At 73.7% G+C, this 21,928-nt stretch carries 19 protein-coding genes; 9 read left to right on the forward strand and 10 right to left on the reverse strand.

Annotated features, from left to right (window positions below; all coding sequences use genetic code 11):
• The first annotated feature begins 5 nt into the window (after positions 1–5).
• From ID574_RS06910 to ID574_RS06930, 5 genes are all read left to right on the forward strand, one after another.
• Positions 6–1,622, forward strand: a complete 1,617-nt coding sequence (locus ID574_RS06910; protein WP_188187858.1) for an FAD-binding oxidoreductase — start codon at positions 6–8, stop codon at positions 1,620–1,622.
• Positions 1,623–2,397: 775 nt separating this feature from the next.
• A complete protein-coding gene (gene kstD, locus ID574_RS06915; RefSeq protein ID WP_188187859.1) occupies positions 2,398–4,191 on the forward strand; it encodes a 3-oxosteroid 1-dehydrogenase in 1,794 nt (597 codons plus the stop codon).
• Between the two features lie 63 nt (positions 4,192–4,254).
• Positions 4,255–4,815 (forward strand): Chromate resistance protein ChrB, encoded by a 561-nt coding sequence (locus tag ID574_RS06920; protein ID WP_188187860.1) that lies wholly within the window; start codon positions 4,255–4,257, stop codon positions 4,813–4,815.
• 130 nt (positions 4,816–4,945) lie between these two features.
• Entirely contained in the window at positions 4,946–6,268 is a 1,323-nt protein-coding gene (locus ID574_RS06925; protein ID WP_262495947.1) for an MFS transporter, read from the forward strand.
• 101 nt (positions 6,269–6,369) lie between these two features.
• A complete protein-coding gene (locus tag ID574_RS06930; protein ID WP_188187861.1) occupies positions 6,370–6,747 on the forward strand; it encodes a hypothetical protein in 378 nt (125 codons plus the stop codon).
• On the opposite strand, the gene ID574_RS06935 is transcribed toward ID574_RS06930, so the two are convergent.
• Together ID574_RS06935 and ID574_RS06940 are read right to left on the reverse strand one after the other, a co-directional pair.
• Positions 6,731–8,875: a SpoIIE family protein phosphatase gene (locus ID574_RS06935; RefSeq protein ID WP_188187862.1), complete on the reverse strand. Its 2,145-nt coding sequence runs from the start codon at positions 8,873–8,875 to the stop codon at positions 6,731–6,733. The two genes, ID574_RS06930 and ID574_RS06935, sit on opposite strands and share 17 nt — an antisense overlap.
• 144 nt (positions 8,876–9,019) lie before the next feature.
• Positions 9,020–10,516: an alkaline phosphatase PhoX gene (locus ID574_RS06940; protein WP_188187863.1), complete on the reverse strand. Its 1,497-nt coding sequence runs from the start codon at positions 10,514–10,516 to the stop codon at positions 9,020–9,022.
• 135 nt (positions 10,517–10,651) lie between these two features.
• On the opposite strand from ID574_RS06940, the gene ID574_RS06945 reads away from it, so the two are divergent.
• A complete protein-coding gene (locus ID574_RS06945) occupies positions 10,652–11,593 on the forward strand; it encodes a 1-aminocyclopropane-1-carboxylate deaminase/D-cysteine desulfhydrase (protein WP_188187864.1) in 942 nt (313 codons plus the stop codon).
• Here the strand turns inward: ID574_RS06945 and ID574_RS06950 are convergent.
• Positions 11,577–12,305 carry a class I SAM-dependent methyltransferase gene (locus tag ID574_RS06950; protein ID WP_188187865.1) on the reverse strand — a complete coding sequence of 243 codons (729 nt, stop codon included), beginning with the start codon at positions 12,303–12,305 and terminating at the stop codon, positions 11,577–11,579. The genes ID574_RS06945 and ID574_RS06950 overlap by 17 nt on opposite strands.
• Before the next feature lie 147 nt (positions 12,306–12,452).
• On the opposite strand from ID574_RS06950, the gene ID574_RS06955 reads away from it, so the two are divergent.
• The gene (locus ID574_RS06955) at positions 12,453–13,022 is read left to right on the forward strand and encodes a TlpA family protein disulfide reductase (protein WP_188187866.1); all 570 of its coding nucleotides are present in this window, start codon (positions 12,453–12,455) and stop codon (positions 13,020–13,022) included.
• 64 nt (positions 13,023–13,086) lie between these two features.
• Positions 13,087–13,938 carry a cytochrome c biogenesis CcdA family protein gene (locus tag ID574_RS06960; RefSeq protein ID WP_223166432.1) on the forward strand — a complete coding sequence of 284 codons (852 nt, stop codon included), beginning with the start codon at positions 13,087–13,089 and terminating at the stop codon, positions 13,936–13,938.
• Between the two features lie 7 nt (positions 13,939–13,945).
• On the opposite strand, the gene pcaDC is transcribed toward ID574_RS06960, so the two are convergent.
• Genes pcaDC through ID574_RS06995 form a run of 7 tightly spaced genes read right to left on the reverse strand, consistent with a single transcriptional unit; the run spans position 13,946 to position 20,130 of the window.
• Positions 13,946–15,058, reverse strand: a complete 1,113-nt coding sequence (pcaDC, locus tag ID574_RS06965; RefSeq protein WP_188187867.1) for a bifunctional 3-oxoadipate enol-lactonase/4-carboxymuconolactone decarboxylase PcaDC — start codon at positions 15,056–15,058, stop codon at positions 13,946–13,948.
• A gap of 2 nt (positions 15,059–15,060) precedes the next feature.
• Positions 15,061–16,344, reverse strand: a complete 1,284-nt coding sequence (locus ID574_RS06970; protein ID WP_223166433.1) for a lyase family protein — start codon at positions 16,342–16,344, stop codon at positions 15,061–15,063.
• On the reverse strand, positions 16,331–16,855 hold the full coding sequence (gene pcaG, locus ID574_RS06975; RefSeq protein ID WP_188187868.1) for a protocatechuate 3,4-dioxygenase subunit alpha: 525 nt from the start codon (positions 16,853–16,855) through the stop codon (positions 16,331–16,333). The genes ID574_RS06970 and pcaG overlap by 14 nt, the downstream gene beginning before the upstream one ends.
• A complete protein-coding gene (gene pcaH / locus ID574_RS06980; protein ID WP_188187869.1) occupies positions 16,852–17,604 on the reverse strand; it encodes a protocatechuate 3,4-dioxygenase subunit beta in 753 nt (250 codons plus the stop codon). Before pcaH ends, pcaG begins: the two co-directional genes overlap by 4 nt.
• A gap of 5 nt (positions 17,605–17,609) precedes the next feature.
• Positions 17,610–18,755 carry a thiolase family protein gene (locus ID574_RS06985; protein ID WP_188187870.1) on the reverse strand — a complete coding sequence of 382 codons (1,146 nt, stop codon included), beginning with the start codon at positions 18,753–18,755 and terminating at the stop codon, positions 17,610–17,612.
• Entirely contained in the window at positions 18,752–19,381 is a 630-nt protein-coding gene (locus tag ID574_RS06990; protein ID WP_188187871.1) for a CoA transferase subunit B, read from the reverse strand. Before ID574_RS06990 ends, ID574_RS06985 begins: the two co-directional genes overlap by 4 nt.
• The gene (locus tag ID574_RS06995) at positions 19,378–20,130 is read right to left on the reverse strand and encodes a CoA transferase subunit A (protein ID WP_188187872.1); all 753 of its coding nucleotides are present in this window, start codon (positions 20,128–20,130) and stop codon (positions 19,378–19,380) included. Before ID574_RS06995 ends, ID574_RS06990 begins: the two co-directional genes overlap by 4 nt.
• A 117-nt stretch (positions 20,131–20,247) precedes the next feature.
• Here ID574_RS06995 and ID574_RS62365 point away from each other — a divergent pair, with 117 nt between their 5' ends.
• Positions 20,248–21,750: an IclR family transcriptional regulator domain-containing protein gene (locus ID574_RS62365; RefSeq protein ID WP_188187873.1), complete on the forward strand. Its 1,503-nt coding sequence runs from the start codon at positions 20,248–20,250 to the stop codon at positions 21,748–21,750.
• Positions 21,751–21,928 lie beyond the last annotated feature (178 nt).

Here is a 21,928-nt window from a genome sequence, read left to right on the forward strand (position 1 = left end):
AGATCATGAGCAAGGTCACGCGCCGTGGATTCCTCGGCGGGACGGCGGCCCTCGGCGGCGCGGCCGTGACGGCGGGCTTCACCGCGTCGGCGGCACTCGCGGGGACCTCCGGCGACCCGCCCTTCGGCCCCGTCGTCGTGCGCCCCGGCGACCCGCGCTACGACGACCTCACGGTACGCAGGACGAACCACCGCTTCCGCCCGCGGCCCGACTACTTCCACGTGGTCGGCTCCACCGAGCAGGTCGTCGCGGCGGTCGACGAGGCGGTCCGCGCCGGCCGCCGGGTCACCGTCCGCAGCGGCGGCCACTGCTACGAGGACTTCGTCGGCGACGGCGCGCAGGTCGTGATCGACATGTGCGAGATGTCGGAGGTGTATTTCGACGAGGAGCGCGGCGCCTTCGCCGTCGAGGCGGGCGCCACCCTGATGGAGGCGTACCGAACGCTCTACTTGGGCTGGGGCGTCACCATTCCCGGCGGCCAATGCGGGGGCGTGGCCGCCGGGGGCCACATCGCCGGCGGCGGGTACGGCCCGTTGTCGCGCCGCGACGGCCTCACGGTGGACTACCTGCACGCCGTCGAGGTCGTGGTGGTCGACCGCGCCGGCCGCGCCCGCGCCGTCGTGGCAACCAGGAACCCGGCCGACCCGAACCACGACCTGTGGTGGGCGCACACGGGCGGGGGCGGCGGCAACTTCGGGGTCGTCACGCGCTACTGGATGCGGGATCCGAAGGCCAAGGGCGGCGACCCGGCCAGGCTGCTGCCCAGGCCGCCTGCCCAGGTGCTGTCGGGCGCGGCCTACTGGCCGTGGGACGGCATGACGAAGCAGTCGTTCCGCCGGCTGCTGCGCAATTACGCCGAGTGGCACCAGCGCAACAGCGTTCCGGGAAGCCCGCAGGCTTCGCTGTGGGGCTCGCTCCTGATCACCGGCCGCAAGGAGGGCGGATCTCAGCCCGGCGGCATCGTCCTGCCCGCCCAGGTCGACGCCGGCGTCCCCGGAGCCGAGAAGATCCTGCGCGATCACTTCGCCGCCGTGGGGGAGGGCGTCACGCCCGAGGTGGGGGTGACGCCGATCCAGCGCAATCCGTGGTTCGAGGCGGTGCGGTCGAACTCGCTGGGCGCGGCGGCGGAGTCGGGCCGTTACAAGGGCAAGTCCGCCTACCTGCGCAAGCCGTTCACGGACGAGCAGGCGGACGTGGCCTTCGACGCGCTCGGGGAGATGACGTCGAACGGTCTCGTCTGGCTCCTGGCGTACGGGGGACGGGTCAACACGGTGCCGTCGGCGGCGACCGCCACCGTGGAGCGGCGGTCGATCCTGAAGGTGATCCACCTGGTCACCTGGGACGAGGGACAGGACGAGGCCGCGCCCCTGGAGTGGGTGCGCCTGCTCCACCAGCGGACGTTCGCGGCCACGGGAGGTGTGCCGGTGCCCGGGGGGAACTGCGGCGGCGCCTACATCAACTACCCGGACGTCGACCATGCCGATCCCGCCTGGAACACCTCGGGCGTGCCCTGGTCCACGCTGTACTACGGGGACAACTACGCCCGCCTGCAACGGGCGAAGGCCCGCTGGGACCCGCGCGACGTCTTCCACCACGCCCTGTCGGTCCGCCCACCCACATGACCGCCACCCACGCACCGACTTGTGCCGGCAGCCGCCCCGCGCCTCACGGCCACCGGCCCGGGACTAACGGCACAGGCCCCGGTCTAACTGCCACCGGCCGCGGCCTGACGGGCCAGCCGGTCCCGGCCTTACGGCCACCGGCATGACCGCTCCAGGTCTCATGGCGACCGGCCTCGGGTGACGGCCCTCCGGCGCGGTCACCGGCCACGGCGTAACGGTCGCCAGCCGGCATGACCGCGCTCGGCCCCGCTTGGCGGCCGCGGCCCCCGGCCGTATGGCACCGCTCCGGCCCGACGGTCGCCGGGAAGTCCGGCCCCGCCTGTCACGGCCGGTCGCTCCTGGCCCATCCGACCTGCCGGCGGCCCGGTCCGCCTGAGCCCGCGGCGATCTGTCGGTGGCGGGCCCCGCAGGAGCCTGGGCCGTCTGTCGTGGCTGGGTCCGCGAGCTCGGGGCCGGAGCTGTCGGTGGCCCGCTCTGCGCCAGCCCTGGGCCGTCTGACGGGGGCGCCGGGCTCCGATCCCTGGGCCGTCTGACGGGGGCCGGGGTTCGGTCCCCCGGGCCGTCTGACGGGGGCCGGGGTTCGGTCCGCGGATCGTCGGCCGGTGGTCATGGTGGGGCTTCGGACATGTTCATTGCCCAAGCGCTTGCTTCGATCAAGATGCGGTGTGATTCTTCGATTGGCGATCACGGCCGGCGCCCCAGCGCTCCCCGGGAGGCCGCTTCGTCGCGCCCGTACGCCACGTGAACGCCCCACGACCGAAGGGATTGGCTCGCCATGGCCGATGCGACGCAGAACCGTGCAAACCAGACCCCAGAGGGGCCCAGCCGGCGCACGCTGCTCCGCGGGGCCGCCATCGCCGGCGGCGCGCTGGTGACGGGGGTGACCGGCGCGGGGCTGGGCGGCGCCCCGGCCCGCGCCCAGGTCCAGTACGACGTCGTCGTGGTCGGCGCAGGCGCCGCCGGCATGACCGCGGCGCTGACGGCGGCCAAGCGGGGGCTGCGTACCGTCGTCGTGGAGAAGGCGCCGACGTTCGGCGGCTCGGCCGCCCGATCGGGGGCCGGGATCTGGATCCCGAACAACGAGGTCATCCTCGCCGCCGGAGTCCCGGACACCCCCGCCAAGGCCGCCGCCTACCTCGCCCGCGTCGTCGGCGACACGGTGCCCGTCGAGCGGCAGCAGGCGTTCCTGAACGCCGGCCCGGCCATGCTCTCGTTCGTGATGCGCAACAGCCCGCTGCGCTTCCGGTTCATGGAGGGCTACTCCGACTACTATCCGGAGCTCCCCGGCGGCATGCCGAACGGCCGCTCCGTCGAGCCGGACCAGCTCGACGGCCGCGTCCTCGGCGCGGAGCTGAACCGGCTCAACCCGGCGTACATCCCCACACCCGCCGGCATGGTCGTCTTCAGCGCCGACTACAAGTGGCTGACCCTCAGCGCCGTCCACCCCAAGGGGATCGAGGTGGCCGCCGCCTGCCTGTTGCGCGGCACGGAGGCCGCGCTGCGCGGCGAGAAGCCGCTGACCATGGGCCAGGCGCTGGCCGGCGGCCTGCGGGCCGGGCTGCTCTCGGCGGGCGTGCCGGTGTGGCTGAACACCCCGCTCGTCGACCTGCGTCTCGAGGGCGGCCGCGTGACCGGCGTGGTGGTGTCGAAGAACGGCACGCAGACGCTGGTCAAGGCGGCCCGCGGGGTCATCGTCGGCTCCGGCGGGTTCGAGCACAGCGCGGCCATGCGGGCCGAGTTCCAGCGCCAGCCCATCGGGACGAGCTGGACCGTCGGCGCCAAGGAGAACACCGGCGACGGCATCGAGGCGGGCGAGCGCGCCGGCGCGGCGCTGGAGCTCATGGAGGACGCCTGGTGGGGGCCCGCGATACCGCTGCCCGGCGAGGCGTACTTCTGCCTGGCCGAGCGCACGCTGCCCGGCTGCATCATGGTGAACGGCAACGGCGTGCGCTTCGTCAACGAGGGCGCCCCCTACAGCGATGTGGTGCACGTCATGTACGACCGCAACACGCCCGCCGCGCCGCACATCCCCGCCTGGCTGATCGTCGACCAGCAGTACCGCAACAGGTACCTGTTCAAGGACGTGGCCCCGCTGCTGCCGCTGCCCTCCTCCTGGTACGACAGCGGCGCCGTGCACAAGGCGTGGACCATCGAGCAATTGGCCCAGCAGATCGGCGTGCCGCAGGCGGCGCTGCGCGGCACGGTCACACGCTTCAACGAGTTCGCGGTGAACGGGAAGGACCTCGACTTCCACCGGGGCGACAGCGCGTACGACCGCTACTACGCCGACCCGTTCGTCAAGCCGAACCCGTGCCTGGCGCCCTTGTGGCTGCCCCCGTTCTACGCGTTCAAGATCGTACCGGGGGATCTCGGGACGAAGGGCGGGATGCTCACGGATTCGCGGGCGCGCGTGCTGCGCGAGGACGGCTCCGTCATCCCGGGCCTGTACGCCGCCGGCAACGCCAGCGCCGCCGTCATGGGCCACAGCTACGCCGGCGCGGGCTCGACCCTTGGCCCCGCCATGACGTTCGGCTACATCGCCGCCAACGACCTCGCCGGCCCCGCATGACCTGTACTGCCCGGCGACCCGCACTCTGGCCAGAGTGATGTAACAACTGCTACATTCCGCCGTGTGACCGCCGAACCTGTGCGGTGGGTGGTGCTGCTCGTGCGGCTGCCCGCCGGTCCCTCCCGGCACCGGGTCGCGGTGTGGCGCGAGCTGCGCCGGCTCGGTGCCGTGTCCCTGGGGCAGGGCGCCTGGACGGTCCCCGACGTGCCGGTCTTCGCCGACGGGCTGGCACGCGCCGTGGAGCTCGCCGGCACGGCCGGGGGAGAGGTGGTGGTGCTCGACGCGGCCGGTCGCACGCCCGCCGACTCCGAACGCCTCCAGGCCATGTTCACGGCCGCCCGCCGCGACGACTGGACCGAGTTCCTCGCCGACTGCGGCAAGTACGAGGAGGAGCTGGCCAAGGAGATCAAGCAGGCAAAGTTCACGCTGGCGGAGCTGGAAGAGGAGGAACAGTCGCTGGAGCGGCTGCGCCGCTGGCACCGCGCCCTGACGGCACGCGACGTCTTCGGCACCGCTCCCGAGGCCGGGCAGGCCGCCGAGCGGCTGGCGGCGTGCGCGGCGGCCTGCGAGGACTACGCCGAACGCGTCTTCACCGCCCTCCACCAGTCCCCGGGCGGCCCCTGATGCCCGGCGAGCGGACACGGGACGCCAAGCGCGCGGCGGCCACACCACGGCGTACGCGCCCCGGCTGGGATCTGGTGGCGTCGTCTGCGCGGGCCATCGGATGGGCTGCGTCGATGGCGCGGACCTTCGGGTGGGCGGTGACGGTGGCGCGGAGTTTCGGGTCGGCGGTGACGGCGGCGCGAGGCGCCGGGTCGGCGGTGACGGTGGCATCACCACGGCCGAGCGCCGGGCGCGGGCTGCTCCTGACGGGCTCGGCGTGGGTGCCGGGAGGGCGGCGATGACGGGGACGTCGTCCACCGAGGCGCCGCCGCGGCAGATGTGGCCGCTCTACGCGGCGGGCTTCACCACGGCGTTCGGCGCGCACGGCGTGGCGGCCAGCCTCGGCGGCCTCTCGCCGGACGCGGTGACGTCGCTGCTGGTCCTGGGCGGTCTCCTGGCCCTGTACGACGGCGCCGAAGTGCTGCTCAAGCCGCTCTTCGGCACCCTGGCCGACCGCGTCGGCGCTCGCCCGGTGCTGCTGGGCGGCCTGATCGCCTTCGCCTGCGCCTCGGCGCTCTACGCGCTCGCCGACAGCCCGGGCTCCCTCTGGGCCGCCCGCCTCGGCCAGGGAGCGGCCGCCTCCGCGTTCTCGCCGTCGGCCTCCGCCCTCGTCGCCAGGCTCAACCCGGCCGCCAGGCACGGGCGCGCGTTCGGCGGCTACGGCTTCTACAAGAGCATCGGCTACACGCTGGGCCCGCTGCTCGGCGGCGTGCTGATGTGGGCGGGAGGGCTGCGGCTGCTGTTCGGGACGATGGCGGTGCTGGCGGCCGTCGTCGCGGTGTGGGCCGCGCTGGAGGTGCCGCACGTGCCGCCGCTGCCCAAGACCCGGCAGACGGTGCTGGACCTGGGCCGCCGCCTGGCCGACCGGAGCTTCTGGCAGCCCACGGCCGCGCTGGCCGCCGCCACCGCCGCGCTGTCGGTCGGCGTCGGCTTCCTCCCGGTCTCGGGCGCTGCCGCGGGGCTCGGCACGGTCGCCACCGGGGCCGCGGTGTCGGTCCTGGCCGCCTGCGCGGCCGTCGTCCAACCGGCCGCGGGCCGGGCCCTGGACACCGCCCGGATCACCGTCCGCGCGGGCCTCGCCGCCGGCCTCCTGATCACCGCCGCCGGCCTGGCCTTCGCCATGGTGCCGGGTCTGGCGGGCGTGCTGGCGTCGGCCGTGCTGATCGGGGCGGGCACCGGGCTGATCACGCCGCTGGGCTTCGCCGCCCTGGCCGCCTCGACGCCGCAGGAGCGGCTCGGGCAGACCATGGGCACGGCCGAACTCGGCCGCGAGCTGGGCGACGCGGGCGGCCCGCTCCTGGTCGCCGCCGTCGCCTCCGCCACCACCCTCGCTCACGGCTTCGCCGCCCTCGCCCTGCTCCTGGTGATCGCCCCGGTCGTCACCCTCGCCACCGGCCTCCGCACCCGCCGCTGACGGCGGGGCCATGCACCCGAGCCGGGTTCGGGACCCGTCCCGCCCGGGCCCGCGCACACTCAGCGGATGACGGCTCCGTACCGCACACCATGAGGAGAATCATGCCCCCCAGGATCACCACTGCCCTGGCCATCGCCGCGTCCCTCGTCGCCGCCGCCCTCGCCCCGGCGGCTCCGGCGGCAGCCGCCACCGCCGCGTCCGCCGCGGCCAAGAAGCCGAACCTGCGTGCCTGCTACGACGGCAATTGCAAGATCACCATTACCAAGCGCGTGTCGTTCCGTCTCGATCCCAGCTTCGGCGTGACCAAGGTGTGGATCCGCTTCAACCAGAACATGGTGGAAGTGAGTGCCAAGGGCCCGGGCTTGGCGCTGGGAGGGGGCTTCAGCGAGGACGGCTCCACGACGCTCAACGGCATCACCTTCAGCGTCTCGTCACTGTCGAAGCGCAAGGCGGTGATCCGCCTCAGCCACCCGGGGTGAGGTCCCGGGTCGCGTCACGCAGCAGCAGCACCGCGATGTCGTCCGTGCGCTGGTCGAGCGTGGCCGGCTCGATGAGGGACTCCGCCAGGTCGGGCAGGGACAGGCCGGGGCACAGCGCGAAGTGGTCGGCCAGGTCCGCGATGGCGGCGTCCAGGTCGAACCCGGGCCGTTCGATGAGGCCGTCGGTGTAGAGGGTCAGCACGGAGCCGGGCGGCAGGTCCAGGTCCAAGGTGGTGTACTCGGCCTCCGGGTCGATGCCCAGCAGCAGCCCGGGGGACGCGTCGATGACCTGGGCCGGCTCGCCCGGCCGGCCCAGCAGCGGCGGCAGGTGGCCCGCGCTGGCCAGGCAGGCGGTGTGCCGTTCCAGGTCGAGGCTGACGTACAGGCAGCTGGTGAACCGGTCCGGGGAGAGCTCCATCAGCAGCCGGTTGGTGTGTGTGAGCACCTCGCCGGGGGTGGCGCCGGCGGTGGCGTGCGCCCGGACGGCGGTGCGCACCTGCCCCATGAGCGCAGCGGCGGTGACGTCGTGGCCCTGCACGTCGCCGATGACCGCGGCGGCCATGGTGTCGCTCAGGCGGATCAGGTCGTAGAAGTCGCCGCCGATGTCCATGCCGGGGGTTGCGGGCACGTACCGGGCGGCCCGGTCCAGGCCGGGCACCTCGGGCAGCGTGCGCGGCAGCAGGCTCGACTGCAGGCACTGGGCGAGCTGGTGCTTGACGTCGTAGAGCCGGGCCCGCTCGAACGCCTGCGCGATCAGCCCGGCGAGCGCGGTGAGCGTGGCGCGCTCGTCGGTGCTGAACTGGTGGGGACGGTCGTAGGCCAGGATGCACGTGCCGATCGGCCGCCCCGAGGTGACCAGCGGCAGGAACGCCAAGGCGGACATGTCGTCGATGCGGACGGCGGTCGGGTACGCCTGGTGCAGCTCTTCCCAGGTGGAGAAGAAGGCCGGTCGGCCGGAGTCGAACGGATGCCCCCTCGGTGACGGCGTGATCACTGGATGGCCGTCGAACGTGTCGATCGCCTGCCGGCTGTACCCGCGGGAGGCGGCCACCTGCAGCCTGCCGTCCTTCGAGGTGAGGATGGCCAGGGCCTGCACGTTGTAGACGGGCATGACGTGGTCGGCGACGAGGTCGAGCACCTCCTGCGCGGTCACCGCCCGGGCCAGCGTGGTCGCCAGGTGCAGCATCTCGTGCAGCGCGATCACCCGGGTGGGCCGGTCGGCGCCGGTCTCCGGCACCCCGGGGGCGCGGTCGAAGCCCGCCGCGGCGGGCGTGATGCGTACCGTGACCCCGGTCAGTCCGGGGAAGAGCCGGAATGTCAACGGCCGCCCGGCCGGGGTGCGCGCGGTGAACGAGGTGACCTGCCGGCCGACGACCGCGGCCCGGTAGCGGTCCTCGTACACCGGGTCGTCCAGCCACGGCAGCGCCTCCCACAGGCGCTCGCCGAGCAGCTCCCCGGAGCAGCTGCCGAGCAGGTCCGCGGCCGGCGCGCTGAGCAGGGTGACGCGGCCGTCCACGTCCAGCGAGCAGAATCCGTCGGGGAGCCGGTTGAGGCACTCCAGCGCCACCAGCTGCGCGTCCGGGTCGGCAGGGCGCGCGGGGCGGGGATCGAGGACGCGCGGCTGCGGCCCCGGAGCGATCGGGCGGCCCTCGTCGGCCGCCCGCCGGAGCACCTCGCCCATCCGGGCGCCGGCGGCCTTGAGCGTCTCGCGGTGGCGCGGGGAGAGCATGGGCGTGCGGCCGGCCGGCCACAGCAGCACGACGCCTCCCCAGACCGCGTCGCCGGTGCGGATGGGCGCGATGGCCACCGCGAAGTGGTACGGCAGCGCGAGCGCCGCCGACGGGAACGCGCGCGCCATCTGCTCCAGGCCGGACAACCAGACCATGCGCCGCTCACGCACCGCGACGGCGACCGGCACCGGATCGTTCGTCCTGACCCTGGCCCACATCTTCGCGATCGGGACGGGCATGCCGAGCTGCGCGTCCATCAGCAGCACCTCGCCGTCCTCGGCGAGGAGGTAAACGGCGCCGATGTGCGCGCCGGTGCTCACGACGGTCTCGACCAGCAGGTCGTCCAGAGGCGACGACGCGATCGCCGTGCCCGGGCTGGGGGCGGTCTCCTCCCGCACCGCCTCAGCCCGTTTCCTCGATCACGTCAGGTGAACAAAAAAATCGCTCGAAACCCCCCATAGGGGAAGAATACTATCCATACCGGCAGATAGTCGTTCACTTTGTGCTAGCGAGTGATATACCTCTGGGCGATGCGCCGCGGCCTACAGCGGGCCGCGGCGCCAGGGTCCGCGGATGGCGTACGTGCGGCCCGGCGGGTCCAGCGCCGCCGTGTCGCCGAGCTGGTTGACGAACAGCACCGAGCCGTCGGGGCTGAAGCAGGCCCCGGCGAACTCGCTGTCGTCGGCGATGTTGACCGCGAACTCGAACGGCTGCCCGCGCCGCGGATCCAGCCCGATCAGCCGGTTCACGTTGACCAGCCCGGGAGCCAGCGGATGCGGGTCGGCGTCGGCGGAGCCCGCGTCGTCCTCGCACAGCACGATGCCGCCGCGCGGCGTGAACGTCAGATTGTCCGGCGAGTCCAGCTCCCTGCGGCCCGGCGACTCGTACACCAGGACCAGCGTGCCCCCGTCGCGGCGGCCGGGCACGTACTGCCAGACCTGGCCGTAGCCCTCCAGGTAGCCGTCGGCGTTCGGCGGGTCGCCGTTCTTGGCGTCGCCGCCGCTGGTGGAGTTGAAGAAGACGCCGCCGTCGCCGTACCAGCAGCCCTCCAGACGGTTGAACTTGGCGCCTCCCTTGGCCAGGCCCTGCTGGGTGCAGGTCGGCGCGCCGCCCTCCAGGTCGGGGTCGGGGTCGTCGACGGTCACCCACTCGACCGGCAGCCGGGCGCCCATCGTCTGGCCCTCGCGGCAGTCGTAGTTGACGGCGCCCTTGATCTTGAGCATCTCCAGCACGCCGCCCGCGGCCAGGTTGCGCGGGTCCTTCGGCCGGAAGCGGTAGAAGCCGTTGGGCCTGCCGGAGTCGTCCTCCGTCTCGTACACGTACCCGGTGCGCGGGTCCACCGCGACCGCCTCGTGGGAGAAGCGGCCCATCGCCGTCAGGGGCTGGGAGGCGGCGGGCCGGCCCGGCTCGGGGCCGTTCAGCGGCACCTCGAAGATGTATCCGTGCTTGCGCGTCCACCCCTGGTTCGGGCCCGCGGTCGTCTCCTCGCAGGTCAGCCAGCCGCGCGCGTGCAGCATCCGGCCGCCGGCGCAGTTGACGATGGTGCCGTTGAGGCTCACGAAGTGCCGCAGCACCTCACCGCTGCGCAGGTCCACCTCCAGCGTCGTGGTGCCGGCGACGCCCAGTTCGTCGTAGCGCTCGGAGCCCTCGACGTGCACCCGGCCGACCGGGGAGCCGGGCGTGGTGCGGACCTCGTGGTTGCGGATGAGGCGGACGGTGTGGCGGCGGGTGCCGGGGAATGCCGCCATGCCGTCGTGGGCGATGGGGGTCGCCACGCCGTCGCTCATGGGGGTGCCGGTCCGGCCCAGCACGACGTACGAGAAGCCGGGGGGGAGGGCGAGGAGTTCCTCGCCGGTGTTCTCGGCGGGTGCGCGGCGCAGCGGCCCGTACCCCGTCTGATGCGGGTCGGCGGCTGGGCGGCCCGCGCTCGCCCAGGTCGCGTGGGCGGTCAGGGTCTCGATGGCCAGGCCGCTCGCCAGCACGCCGCCGGCGGTGGTCAGGCCGCGGCCGAGGAACGATCGTCGGTCGAGGTCGGTCATGGGCTTCCCCTCGGGACAGGATCAGCATGAACAAACAATGACGAAAGCGTAAACGCCGTAATCCATAGGGAAAGGACCCATTTATCGGGTGTCCGTGGACTTGCCTGCCCCCCGCGCGGCCGACACGATGGGCCGATGATCCTTCCCATCCCGGACACCCCGCTCCACCCCCTCCCGAACCTGGCCCGGCAGCTCGGCCTGGACCCCGGAGACCTGTGGGTCAAGCGGGAGGACCTCACCGGGCTGGCCGGCGGCGGCAACAAGGCCCGCAAGCTCGCCGCCATCGTCGCCGACGCCGTGTCACGGGGGTGCGACCACCTGGTGACCGGCGGGGGAGCGCAGAGCAACCACGCCAGGATGACGGCCGCCGCCGCCAACATCGCCGGCCTCGGCTGCGACCTGGTGCTCACGCCGGGTGACGAGAGCGGCAACCTGCTGCTCGACCGGGTGCTGGGGGCCCGCATCAGCTGGCTGGACGGTGGGCCGCTGCCGTACGCCGAGCTCGAGGCCGCCATCGAGGCGCGCGCCCGCGAGGTGGCCGCGGAGGGGCGCAGGCCGTACGCGATCCCGATCGGCGGCTCCACGGCGATCGGGGCCGCCGCCTACGCGCCCGTGGCCCGCGAGCTGGCGGAGCGGCTGGACCCCGGGCTGGTCGTGGTGGCGGCCGGCTCGGGCGGCACGCAGGCCGGGCTCGCGGCCGGGTTCGGCGACCACGGCAAGGTGCTCGGGGTCGACGTCGGCGCGCGCCCGGAGCTGGGCGCGGCCATCGAGAAGCTCGCCGCCGAGGCCGCCGACCACGCCGGACTGCCCCGGCCCACCGGCCGCTGCCGGCTGGACACGGCCCGGATCGGCGAGGGGTACGGCGCGCCGACGGACGAGGCCCTGACCGCGCTGCTGGCCGCGGCCAGGGCGGACGCGCTGCTGCTCGACCCCGTGTACACGGCCAAGGCGATGGCCGGGCTGTTCGCCGCGGCGCGGGAGGTCCCGCCGGGCACGCGCGTGGTGTTCGTGCACACCGGCGGCCTGCCCGGCCTGCTGGCCACCCGCTACGCGGACTGGCTCACCAGCGGGACATGAGCTTCCTGCGCAGCCGGACCGGAGTCAGCGGCGGAGGCTTCTGGCGCTTCCGCTCGCCGATCACCTGGAACAGCGCCCGCCGGTCCGTCATGTCACCCTTGCCGCTCGGCTCCCTGCCGAACAGCGCGATCAGCGTCGTCCGCACCCCGGTACGCTCGCTCCACTCCAGGAACGCGCGGTACTCGGCGGGGTCCTCGCCGGTGAACTCGTCGAACAGCAGCAGGCAGCCGTCGGAGAGCAGCGGCGTCACCCAGTCGAGCGCGCACGTCGTGGCCGACTCCAGGTCGGCGTCGAAATGCACCAGGCTCACCCGGTGCACCTCGGCGGCCAGCTCGGGCGTCAAGGACTCCTCGAAGAACCCCTCGACGATCCGCACCCCCTTGAGCCGCGGCACCGGCGTGGCGAAGGTGCCGGCCGCCAGGTTCTCGTAGCCCTCGGGCAGGCCCTTGAACGAGTCGCAGGCGTAGATCCGCTTGCGGCTCTGGCGGGGGTCCCACAGCCGGGACCGCCACAGCTCGTCCCTGATCACCCTGGTGGAGTAGCCCTTCCAGACGCCGAACTCGACGATGTGCCCGGGCACGGGCCGGGACAACTGGACGGCCATTTCCAGGACTTGGGCGCGGGACGGATAGGTGACTTTCCCCTTCAGCTCCAGCCAGTCCCCCTTGGCGCCTTTTAACCATGTTTCGTCGAGCAGCCGGTTTTCGGGCATGGGTATACCCCCGTGTGTTGACGATGGTGTCGTGCGCCAATGGAAGCAGCGATGCGGCGCACTTACCGTGCAAACCTACACATTGCTGCCTTTCATCGTCACTGGGTTGTAAGCATTCAGACGATCTAGGGCTCCTACTCTTGGCCCATGCTGACATTTCGATCCGCGGTCACGCTGATGGCGGCCGCCCTGCTGGTCACCGCCTGCGGCGGGCAGGGGGAGGGGGCCGGTAACCCGGCGGCGACGGCGGCCCCGCACGCCGCGAGTGCGTCCTCGGCCTCCAGCGGGCCCGCCGCCGCTGAGGCGGGGGTCCCGGAAGCGCTGAAGTTCTCGGCCACGACGCTCGACGGCAAGGCGTTCCAGGGGGAGAGCCTGGCCGGCAAGCCCGTGGTCTTCTGGTTCTGGGCGCCGTGGTGTCCCAAGTGCATGTCCGAGGCGCCGCACGTCAAGGCCGCCGCCGCCGAGTACGGCGACGTCGCCTTCGTCGGCGTGGCCGGGCTGGACACCGAGGCGGCGATGAAGGAGTTCGTCCAGCGCACCAAGACGGAGAACTTCCCGCATCTGTCGGACGAGAAGGGGGCCGTGTGGACGAAGCTGGGCGTCAGCCAGCAGTCCACGTTCGTGTTCATGAAGCCGGACGGCACCACCGCCAAGGCGTCGGGACCGCTCGGCAAGGAGCAGCTGGACGACCTCGTCCGCGCGCTGCGCGGCGGGTGACGGCGGTGGCCGGACCGTACGACGGGGCAGTGGCGCCCGGACCCCGCGGCGGGGGAGCGGTCGCGTGAGCTCCGCCGACCTCCCGCTCGCCCTGGCGCTCACCGCCGGGACCGTGGCCGCGTTCAACCCGTGCGGCTTCGCCATGTTGCCCGCCTACCTCACGCTCCTGATCGCCGACGAGGGGCCGGGCCGGAGGCGGCCTCTCGCGAGGGCGCTGGTGCTGTCGGGCGCCATGACGGCCGGGTTCGTCACGGTTTTCGGGCTGTTCGGGCTCGCCGTCACCGCGCTGGCCGTGTCGGTGGGCCGCTACCTGCCCTGGGCGACGATCGTCATCGGGGTGGCGCTGACCGGACTCGGCCTGTGGCTGCTGTCCGGGCGCGAGCTGCTCCTGCGCCTGCCCGGACTGGCCACCGGCCGCCCCACGACCTCGCCGCTGTCCCTGTACGGCTACGGCCTGTCGTACGCAGTGGCCTCCCTGTCCTGCACCGTCGGGCCGTTCCTGGCGGTCACCTCGGCCTCCCTGTCGGGCGGCGGGCTGTTCGGCGGGCTGGCGGCGTTCGCGGCGTACGGGCTCGGCATGGGCCTGGTCGTGGCCGCGCTGTCGCTGGCGGTGGCGCTCGCCCACGCCGCCGCGGTGGCCCGGCTGCGGCGGCTGCTGCCGTACGTGTCCAGGGCCGGCGGGGCGCTGCTGGCCCTGGCCGGCCTGTACGTCACCTACTACGGCTGGTACGAGCTGCGCGTCCTGTCCGGGGAGGCGGCCGACGACCCGGTCGTGGACGCCGCGACCGCCGTCCAGGGCTGGATCACCGACCGGTTGTCGGACGTGAGCCCGGCCTGGTTCGTCCTCGCGCTCGCCCTCCTGGCCGCGGCCGGCCTCGCGCTGCGGCGGGCCCGCCGCACCCGTCCGTCGCGCTGACCTCCGGTCACTCCTCCAGGACGCGCTGGGCGACGGCGAAGGCGGCGTTGGCCGCGGGGACGCCGCAGTAGACGGCCGTCTGCAGGAGCACCTCGCCGATCTCGTCCGGGGTGAGGCCGTTGCGGAGCGCGGCGCGCACGTGCATGGCCAGCTCCTCGAGGTGGCCGTGGGCCACGAGCGCGGTCAGCGTGACGCAGCTGCGGGTACGCCGGTCCAGGCCCGGCCGGGTCCAGATCTCGCCCCACGCGTAGCGGGTGATGAGGTCCTGGAAGTCCCTGGTGAACGGGGTGGTGCGGGCGATCGCCCGGTCCACGTGCGCGTCGCCCAGCACCTCGCGCCGCACCCGCATGCCCGGCGTGGCGGGCAGGTGGGCGAGGAGCGCGGCCGTGACGCGCTCGGGCTGGTCGACGTTGGCCAGGTGGGCGGCGCCGGGGAGCTCCACGAGCGTGGCGCCGGGGATGCCGTCGGCCAGCTCCCTGGCGTGCGCGGGCGGAGTCGCCGGGTCGTCCCGCCCGGCCACCACCAGGGTGGGGGCCTTGACGTCGGCCAGCGAGTCGCGCAGGTCGTAGGTCGCCAGGGCGTCGCAGCAGGCCGCGTACCCCTCGGGGTCGGCGGCGGCCAGGTCGTCCAGCAACGCCTGCGCGGGCCGGCCGGCGAACCAGCGCTTGGCCGTGGCCTCCAGCAGCTGCGCCGTGCCCCCGTCGCGGACCAGCCGTGCCCGGTCCCGCCACGCCTGCGGCTCGCCGAACGTGGCCGAGGAGCAGATCATCGCCAGCGACCGCACCCGGTCGGGGTGGCGGACCGCCAGGGTCGCGCCGATCGCGCCGCTGATGGAGACGCCCGCGTAGTGGAAGCCGCCGAAGCCGTACGCGTCCGCCGCCTCCAGCACCATGCGCGCCAGTTCGTCGACGGTGAGCGCACCGGCCTGGCCTCCGTGACCGATCGATCCGGCGGCGGGCGGAGGGGAGCCGCCGTGGCCGGGCAGGTCGAATCTGAGCACTCGGAAGGTCCGCGCGAGCGCGGCCAGCTGCGGCTCCCACAGGCGCAGGGAGGTGCCGATCGACGGCCCGAGGATCAGCGGCTCCCCGCTCTCCGGGCCGTCAAGCCGGTGCTGCAACATCGTCACTCCTCCTCCAGTGCCCGGTCGACGAGGACGCCGGCGGAGCCGGTCGATCCGGGCAGGGTTCCGGGCAGGGTCAGGTTGGCGCGCATGCGCTCGGGGTGTACGCGCAGGTCTTCGACCAGCTCGACGGCGTCGCGGGCGGCCCCGGCCACCAGGCGGAGCGCCTCGCGCAGCGGCTGCCACTCGGCGTGCCAGGCGCCGGAGGGGCGCTCGTCCTCGGCGGCGAGCGAGCCGTACAGGACGGCGGCCAGCGCCGGCACCTGGCGGGCCGCGGCGGCGATCATCACGGACCTGACCGGATTGTGCTTGTGCGGCATGGACGAGGAACCGCCGCCGACGCCCTCGGACAGCTCGCCGATCTCGGTACGCGACAGCACGAGCACGTCGGCCGCCATCTTGCCCAGCGCCCCCGCCGCGAACGCCAGCGCCCCGCCGAGATCGGCGACCGGTGTCCGCACCACGTGCCACGGGAGGATCGGCTCGGCGAGCCCGACCTCCCCGGCGAACCGGGCCACGAGCCGCAGCGCCACGTCCTCACCCGGCCGGCCCACGTCCGGCCGACCGGCCCCGCCGGCAGCCCACGTCTCGGCACGCGCCTGCCCCTCGACGTCTTCGTCCGCCGGCGCGGTGTGAGCGCTTCCCGCCTGGACGGCGGCGCTGTCCGGTGGCTCGGGGTGGAAGGCCGCCAGGGTGCCGGCCGCGCCGCCGAGCTGCGCGGGGAGCGCCTCACGCGCCGTGCGCAGCCGGGCCAGGGCGTCGGCGGCCAGCTTGCGCCACCCCGCCGCCTTGAGCCCGAACGTGGTCGGCACGGCCTGCTGCGTGAGCGTCCGCGCGGCCATCGGCGTGTCGCGGTGCTCGGCCGCCAGCCGGCCCAGCGCGGCCACCACCCGCTCGACGTCCCCCAGCACCGGTCCCAGCGCACGGTACGAGACCAGCATGAGCGCGGTGTCCACGATGTCCTGGCTGGTCGCGCCCCGATGGACGAAAGCCCCGAACGGCCCCGCGGCCGCGCGAAGATCCTCCACGAGCGGGATGACGGGGTTGCCGCCGGACCGCGCCCGGCGGACCAGCCCAGGCAGGTCGAACGCCCCGGCCCGCGCCGCGGCGGCCACCGCCTCGGCGGCCTCCGCCGGCGCCAGCCCGAGCGCCGCCTGCGCCCGGACCAGCGCGACCTCGGCGTCCAGCAGGGCACGCAGGACGGCGACGTCCCCGGTCTCCTCGGCCGCGCCCCGCATGGGGGACAACAGGCCCAGGTCCGCGGCGGGCGGGTCACCCGAAGTCAAGGAAGACCGTCTCCTTCTCGCCCTGCAGGTGGATGTCGAACCGGTAGACGCCCTCGCGCTCCCGCGCCGCGACCAGCGTCTCCCTCCGGTGCGGCGGCAGCGCGTCGAGGAAGGCGTCGGGGCCGAAGTAGATGCGGGTGTACAGGTGGTGGAGCAGGCCGCGGGCGAACACGCACACGCTGATGTACCCGTTGCCCGGCATGAGCGTACGCAGCGCGTACCGGCCGTCGGCGTCGGTCGGCACCCGCCCGAACCCGGTGAAGTCGAGCCCGTGCCGCCCGATGACCGCCCCGGTCACCGGGTCGCGCCGCAGCGTCCCCGGCGCGCCCGACAGGTCGCCGGACGGGTCGGCCTGCCAGAACTCCAGCAGCGCGTCCGGCACCGGATCGCCCGCCCCGTCGTACACGTAACCGTGGACGGTGATCCCGCCTGCGGCCAGGTCTCCGCCGCCCGGGAACGGCAGCGCGTAGCCGTAGAAGGGGCCCACGGTCTGCGAAGGCGTCGGATTCATCGGCCCTCCTCCATCCAGGTCGCCGACGGGCCGTCCAGCACGATGTCCCACCGGTAGCCGAGCGACCACTCGGGCACGGACAGGTCGTGCTCGTAGGCGGCCACCAGTCGCTGCCTGGCCCGCTCGTCGGTCACCGAGTTCAGCACGGGGTCGTACGGGAACAGCGGGTCGTTCGGGAAGTACATCTGCGTGACCAGTCGCTGCGTGAAAGCCGTGCCGAACACCGAGAAGTGGATGTGCGCCGGCCGCCAGGCGTTGACGTGGTTGCGCCACGGGTAGGCGCCCGGCTTGATCGTGGTGAACGCGTAGCGGCCCTCGTCGTCGGTCAGGCAGCGGCCCACGCCGGTGAAGTTCGGGTCGAGCGGCGCCGGGTGGTCGTCGCGCTGGTGCAGGTAGCGGCCGGAGGCGTTGGCCTGCCAGATCTCCACCAGCTGCCCGCGCACCGGCCTCCCGGAGCGGTCGAGCACCCGCCCCTGCACGGTGATCCGCTCGCCCAGCGGCTCGCCGAGATGCTGCTTGGTCAGGTCCGCGTCGAGCGCGGTGACGTCGGTGACGCCGAAGACCGGGCCGGTCAGCTCGGCCGCCTCCGGGTCGTCCACCGCGATCAGCGGCTGCTTGGGGTGGCGCAGCGCGCTGCTGCGGTAGGGGGCGAAGTCGCGCCGCGGCTGGTCCGCCTCCTCGCCGTCGTGGGCCTTGTGCAGCTCGGCGATCTCGCGGTCGATGTCGGATTGGGTGAGGGGTGGGGTCATAGCGGCTACCTTTCCAGTACGACGGCCAGGCCCTGGCCGACGCCGATGCAGAGACAAGCCAGACCGGTGCCGGAGCCGGCCGCGGCCAGCCGGTGCGCCACGGTGCCGGTGATCCGGGCGCCGGACGCGCCGAGGGGGTGGCCGAGCGCGATCGCCCCGCCGTCCGGATTGACCAGGGCCGGATCGAGATCGGGCAGCTCGGCCAGGCAGCCGAGCACCTGGGCGGCGAAGGCCTCGTTCAGCTCGACCGTCGCCAGGTCGCCGAAGCCCTTGCCCGCCTTGGCCAGGGCCTTCCGCGCGGCCTCGACCGGGCCGAGGCCGAAGTAGCGGGGCTCGAGCGCGCTGGCGGCCCCGGCAACGATCCTGGCGAGGGGCTCGCGGCCGCGCAGCCCGGCCTCATCGGTGAGCAGCAGCGCAGCCGCGCCGTCGTTGAGCGGCGAGGAGTTGCCGGCGGTGACCGTGCCGCCCTTGCGGAAGACCGGCTTGAGCCGTCCCAGCGCCTCCAGCGAGGTGTCCTCGCGGATGCCCTCGTCCCTCGTCACGCCGGCGATGGGCACGATCTCGCGGTCGAACGACGCCTTGGCCGCCTTCTGGTGGCTGGCCAGCGCGTACGCGTCCTGCTCCTCCCGCGCGATGCCGTGCTTGTCGGCGATCAGCTCCGCGCCCTCGCCCAGCGGCACGGTGTGCTCGGCCGGCATCTTCGGGTTGACCAGCCGCCAGCCGAGCGTCGTGGAGACCAGCTCCTGCCCGCCGGCGGGGAAGGCCCGGTCCGGCTTGGGCAGCACCCACGGGGCCCGGGTCATCGACTCCACGCCGCCGGCGATCACCGTGGACGCGTCGCCCAGCGCGATCATCCGGTACGCCTGGATGACGGCCTCCATGCCGGAGCCGCACAGCCGGTTCACGGTCGCGCCCGGGGTGGTGATCGGCAGACCGGCCAGCAGCGCGGCCATGCGGGCGACGTTGCGGTTCTCCTCGCCCGCGCCGTTGGCGTTGCCGAGGATCACCTCGTCGGGGGCCTCGACGCCGTTGCGCTCGGCGATCGCCGCGACGACGTGCGCGGCGAGGTCGTCGGGGCGGACGCCGGCCAGGGCCCCGCCGTGCCTCCCGAAGGGCGTGCGGACGGCGTCCACGACGTAGACGGTGTTCATGCGAGCACCTCGGCTTCCGTACGTTCGCGCAGCTCCGCCACGCTCACCCCCGGCGCGGTCTCCACCAGGCGCAACCCGTCCTCGGTGACGTCGAGCACGCCGAGGTCGGTGATGATCCGGTGTACGCACGCCTTGCCGGTGAGCGGCAGCGAGCACTCCTTGACGATTTTCGGTGACCCGTCCTTGGCGGTGTGGTCCATGATCACGATGACCTTCCCGGCGCCGTGCACGAGGTCCATCGCCCCGCCCATGCCCTTGACCAGCTTCCCGGGAACCATCCAGTTAGCCAGGTCGCCGGCGGCCGACACCTGCATCGCGCCCAGCACGGCCACGTCGATGTGACCGCCGCGGATCATGCCGAACGACAGCGACGAGTCGAAGAACGCCGCCCCGTCCCGCACGGTCACCGTCTCCTTGCCCGCGTTGATCAGGTCGGGGTCGACCTCGTCCTCGGCGGGGTAGGGGCCGACGCCGAGGATGCCGTTCTCGGAGTGCAGGATCACGTCCACGTCGCCGGGCAGGAAGGATGGGATGCGGGTGGGCAGCCCGATGCCCAGGTTGACGTAGTCGCCATCGCGCAGCTCGGCCGCCGCGCGGGCCACCATCTCGTCACGCGTCCAGCTCATGAGCGCGTTGTCCTCTTCTCGATGCCCTTGTCGGCGGCCTGCTCGGGGGTCAGCGCCAGAACGCGCTGGACGAAGACGCCGGGCAGGTGGACCTCGTCCGGGTCCAGCTCGGTCAGCTCCTCGACCTCGGCGATCGTGATGCGCCCGGCCATCGCGGCCAGGGGGTTGAAGTTGCGCGCGGCCTTGCTGAAGACCAGGTTGCCGTGCCGGTCGCCCTTCGCCGCCCGGACCAGCGCGAAGTCGGTCCTGATGCTGTGCTCCAGGACGTACTGCCGGCCGTCGAACTCGCGCACCTCCTTCGGCGGCGAGGCGACCGCGATCGAGCCGTCGGGGTTGTGGCGCAGCGGCAGACCGCCGTCGGCCACCGGCGTCCCGACCCCGGCGGGGGTGTAGAAGGCGGGGATGCCCGCCCCTCCCGCGCGCAGCCGCTCGGCCAGGCTGCCCTGCGGGGTCAGCTCCACCTCCAGCTCGCCGCCGAGGTACTGCCGGGCGAACTCCTTGTTCTCGCCGATGTACGAGGCCGTCACACGGGCGATGCGCCCGGCGGCCAGCAGGACGCCGAGGCCGCCTCCGTCGACGCCGCAGTTGTTCGACACGACGGCCAGGCCGGTGACCCCGGTGTTGTAGAGGGCCTGGATCAGCACATTGGGGATGCCGCTGAGGCCGAAGCCGCCGACCGCGAACGACGCGCCGTCATGCACGCCGGCCAGCGCCTCTTCGGCGGTCGCGACCACCTTGTCTCTCCGCACGACGCTCCATTCACCAGGAGTGTTCGCATAGTGAACTTTTGTCCACTATTGTGTGGTCGAGTATCTGTAATGAGAGGCGCTCCTGTCAAAGGACCACAGGCCGATCGAGGAGTGTTGATGGAAGCGGCCGGAACCCTGGAACGCGGCCTGGCCGTGCTGCGCGAGCTGACCCGCGACCCCGGGCGGCGCATGGGCGCCACCGACCTGGTCCGCGCGACCGGCCTGGCCAGGTCCACGGTGGACCGCGTGCTGGCCACGTTCGCCCACCTCGGCTACGTCCGGCTGGAGGATCGGCACGTGCGGCCGGCGCCGCGGCTGATGGAGCTGGGGGAGGCGTACCTCGCCTGCGGCGGCCTGCGTGACGTGCTGTCCCCGCCGGCCGAGCGGCTGGCCGAGGACCTGGACGAGTCGGTGTCGCTGGCCGTGCGGGACGGCGACGGGGTGCGCTTCATCGCCCAGTTCACCCGCCGGCGCACCATGTCCGTGGCCTTCCGGGTCGGCGACCTGCTGCCGGCCGACCGGTGCGCGGCCGGTCTCGCGCTGCTCGACCCGCCGGCGTCCGCGGCCCTGGACGACCAGCTCATCGAGCCGGGCCTGGTGGCGGTCGCGGTGCCCGTACGCGGCCCCGGCGGCGACCCCGTGTGCGCGGTCAGCGTGGTCAGCCACACCAGCAGGCACACCGCCGCCGGCCTGCGCGAGCACGCCCTGCCCCGGCTGCGCGAGACCGTCGCGCAAATGGAGGCGGCGCTGGCCCGGCCGGCCCCGGAGCCGGGGCGGGACGTCGCCACCGAGGACCTCTCACGCGCCGCCAAGAAGGAACTCGGCCCCGGCTACCTGCAGTCGCTGGCCCGCGGCCTGGCCGTGATGGTGGCGCTCGGCGCCGCGCCCGGGGGCTCGACCCTCGCCGACGCCGCCAGGGCCACCGGGCAGCCGCGGGCCACCGTGCGGCGCGCGATCCAGACCCTCGAACGGCTCGGCTACGCGGCCGCCGAGGGCACCCGCTTCGTCCTGCTGCCCAAGGTCCTGGAGCTCGGGTACGCCCACCTGTCCGGCCGTGCCTTCCGCGCCGTCGTGCAGCCGCACCTGGCGGACCTGGTGGCCCGCGTCCACGAGTCGGCCTCGGTCGCCGTGCTGTCCGGCGACGACATCGTGTACCTGGCCCGCGTCCCGACCCGGCGCATCATGAGCGTGGACATCACGGTCGGCACCCGCTTCCCCGCGTACGCGACCTCGATGGGGCGCGTGCTCCTGGCCTCCCTGCCAGAGGAGCGGCTGGACGCCATCACCCCCAAGCCGCTGTCCCGCCACACCATCGCCACCACCGCCGAGCTGAAGGCCGCCGTCCGCCAGGCCGCCGCGGACGGCTACGCCCTGGTCGACCAGGAGCTGGAGGAGGGCGTACGATCGCTCGCCGTCCCCATCCGCGACCGCGCCGGGCGGGTGGTCGCCGCCGTCAACGTCGCCACCCACGCCAGCCGCGCCACCCCCGCTGAACTGGTGCGCGACGTCCTGCCCGCACTCCGGGAGACCGCGGCCCGCATGGAGGCGGACCTCGCGTACGTCCACGGCCCGGCCTGGAACGGCGCCCTCCCCGAAACCCCCCGCCTCGGCCTCACATGATCGAGAGAGGCTGGAAGCATTCATCAGCCGGGTGGGCGACGCGCGGACGGGCAGGCTCACGACAACGGCATGGCCGGCCTGCACATACCGATTCCTGACGAGGGCGGCCCGGCGTCCGAAGCCGGTCCCGCTCCGATCCGGGGGAGCGCGGCCGCGGGTAGCTCCCGTGGCCGCGCTC

The organism is Nonomuraea sp. SYSU D8015 (assembly GCF_008065375.1).
Lineage (GTDB): Bacteria > Actinomycetota > Actinomycetes > Streptosporangiales > Streptosporangiaceae > Nonomuraea.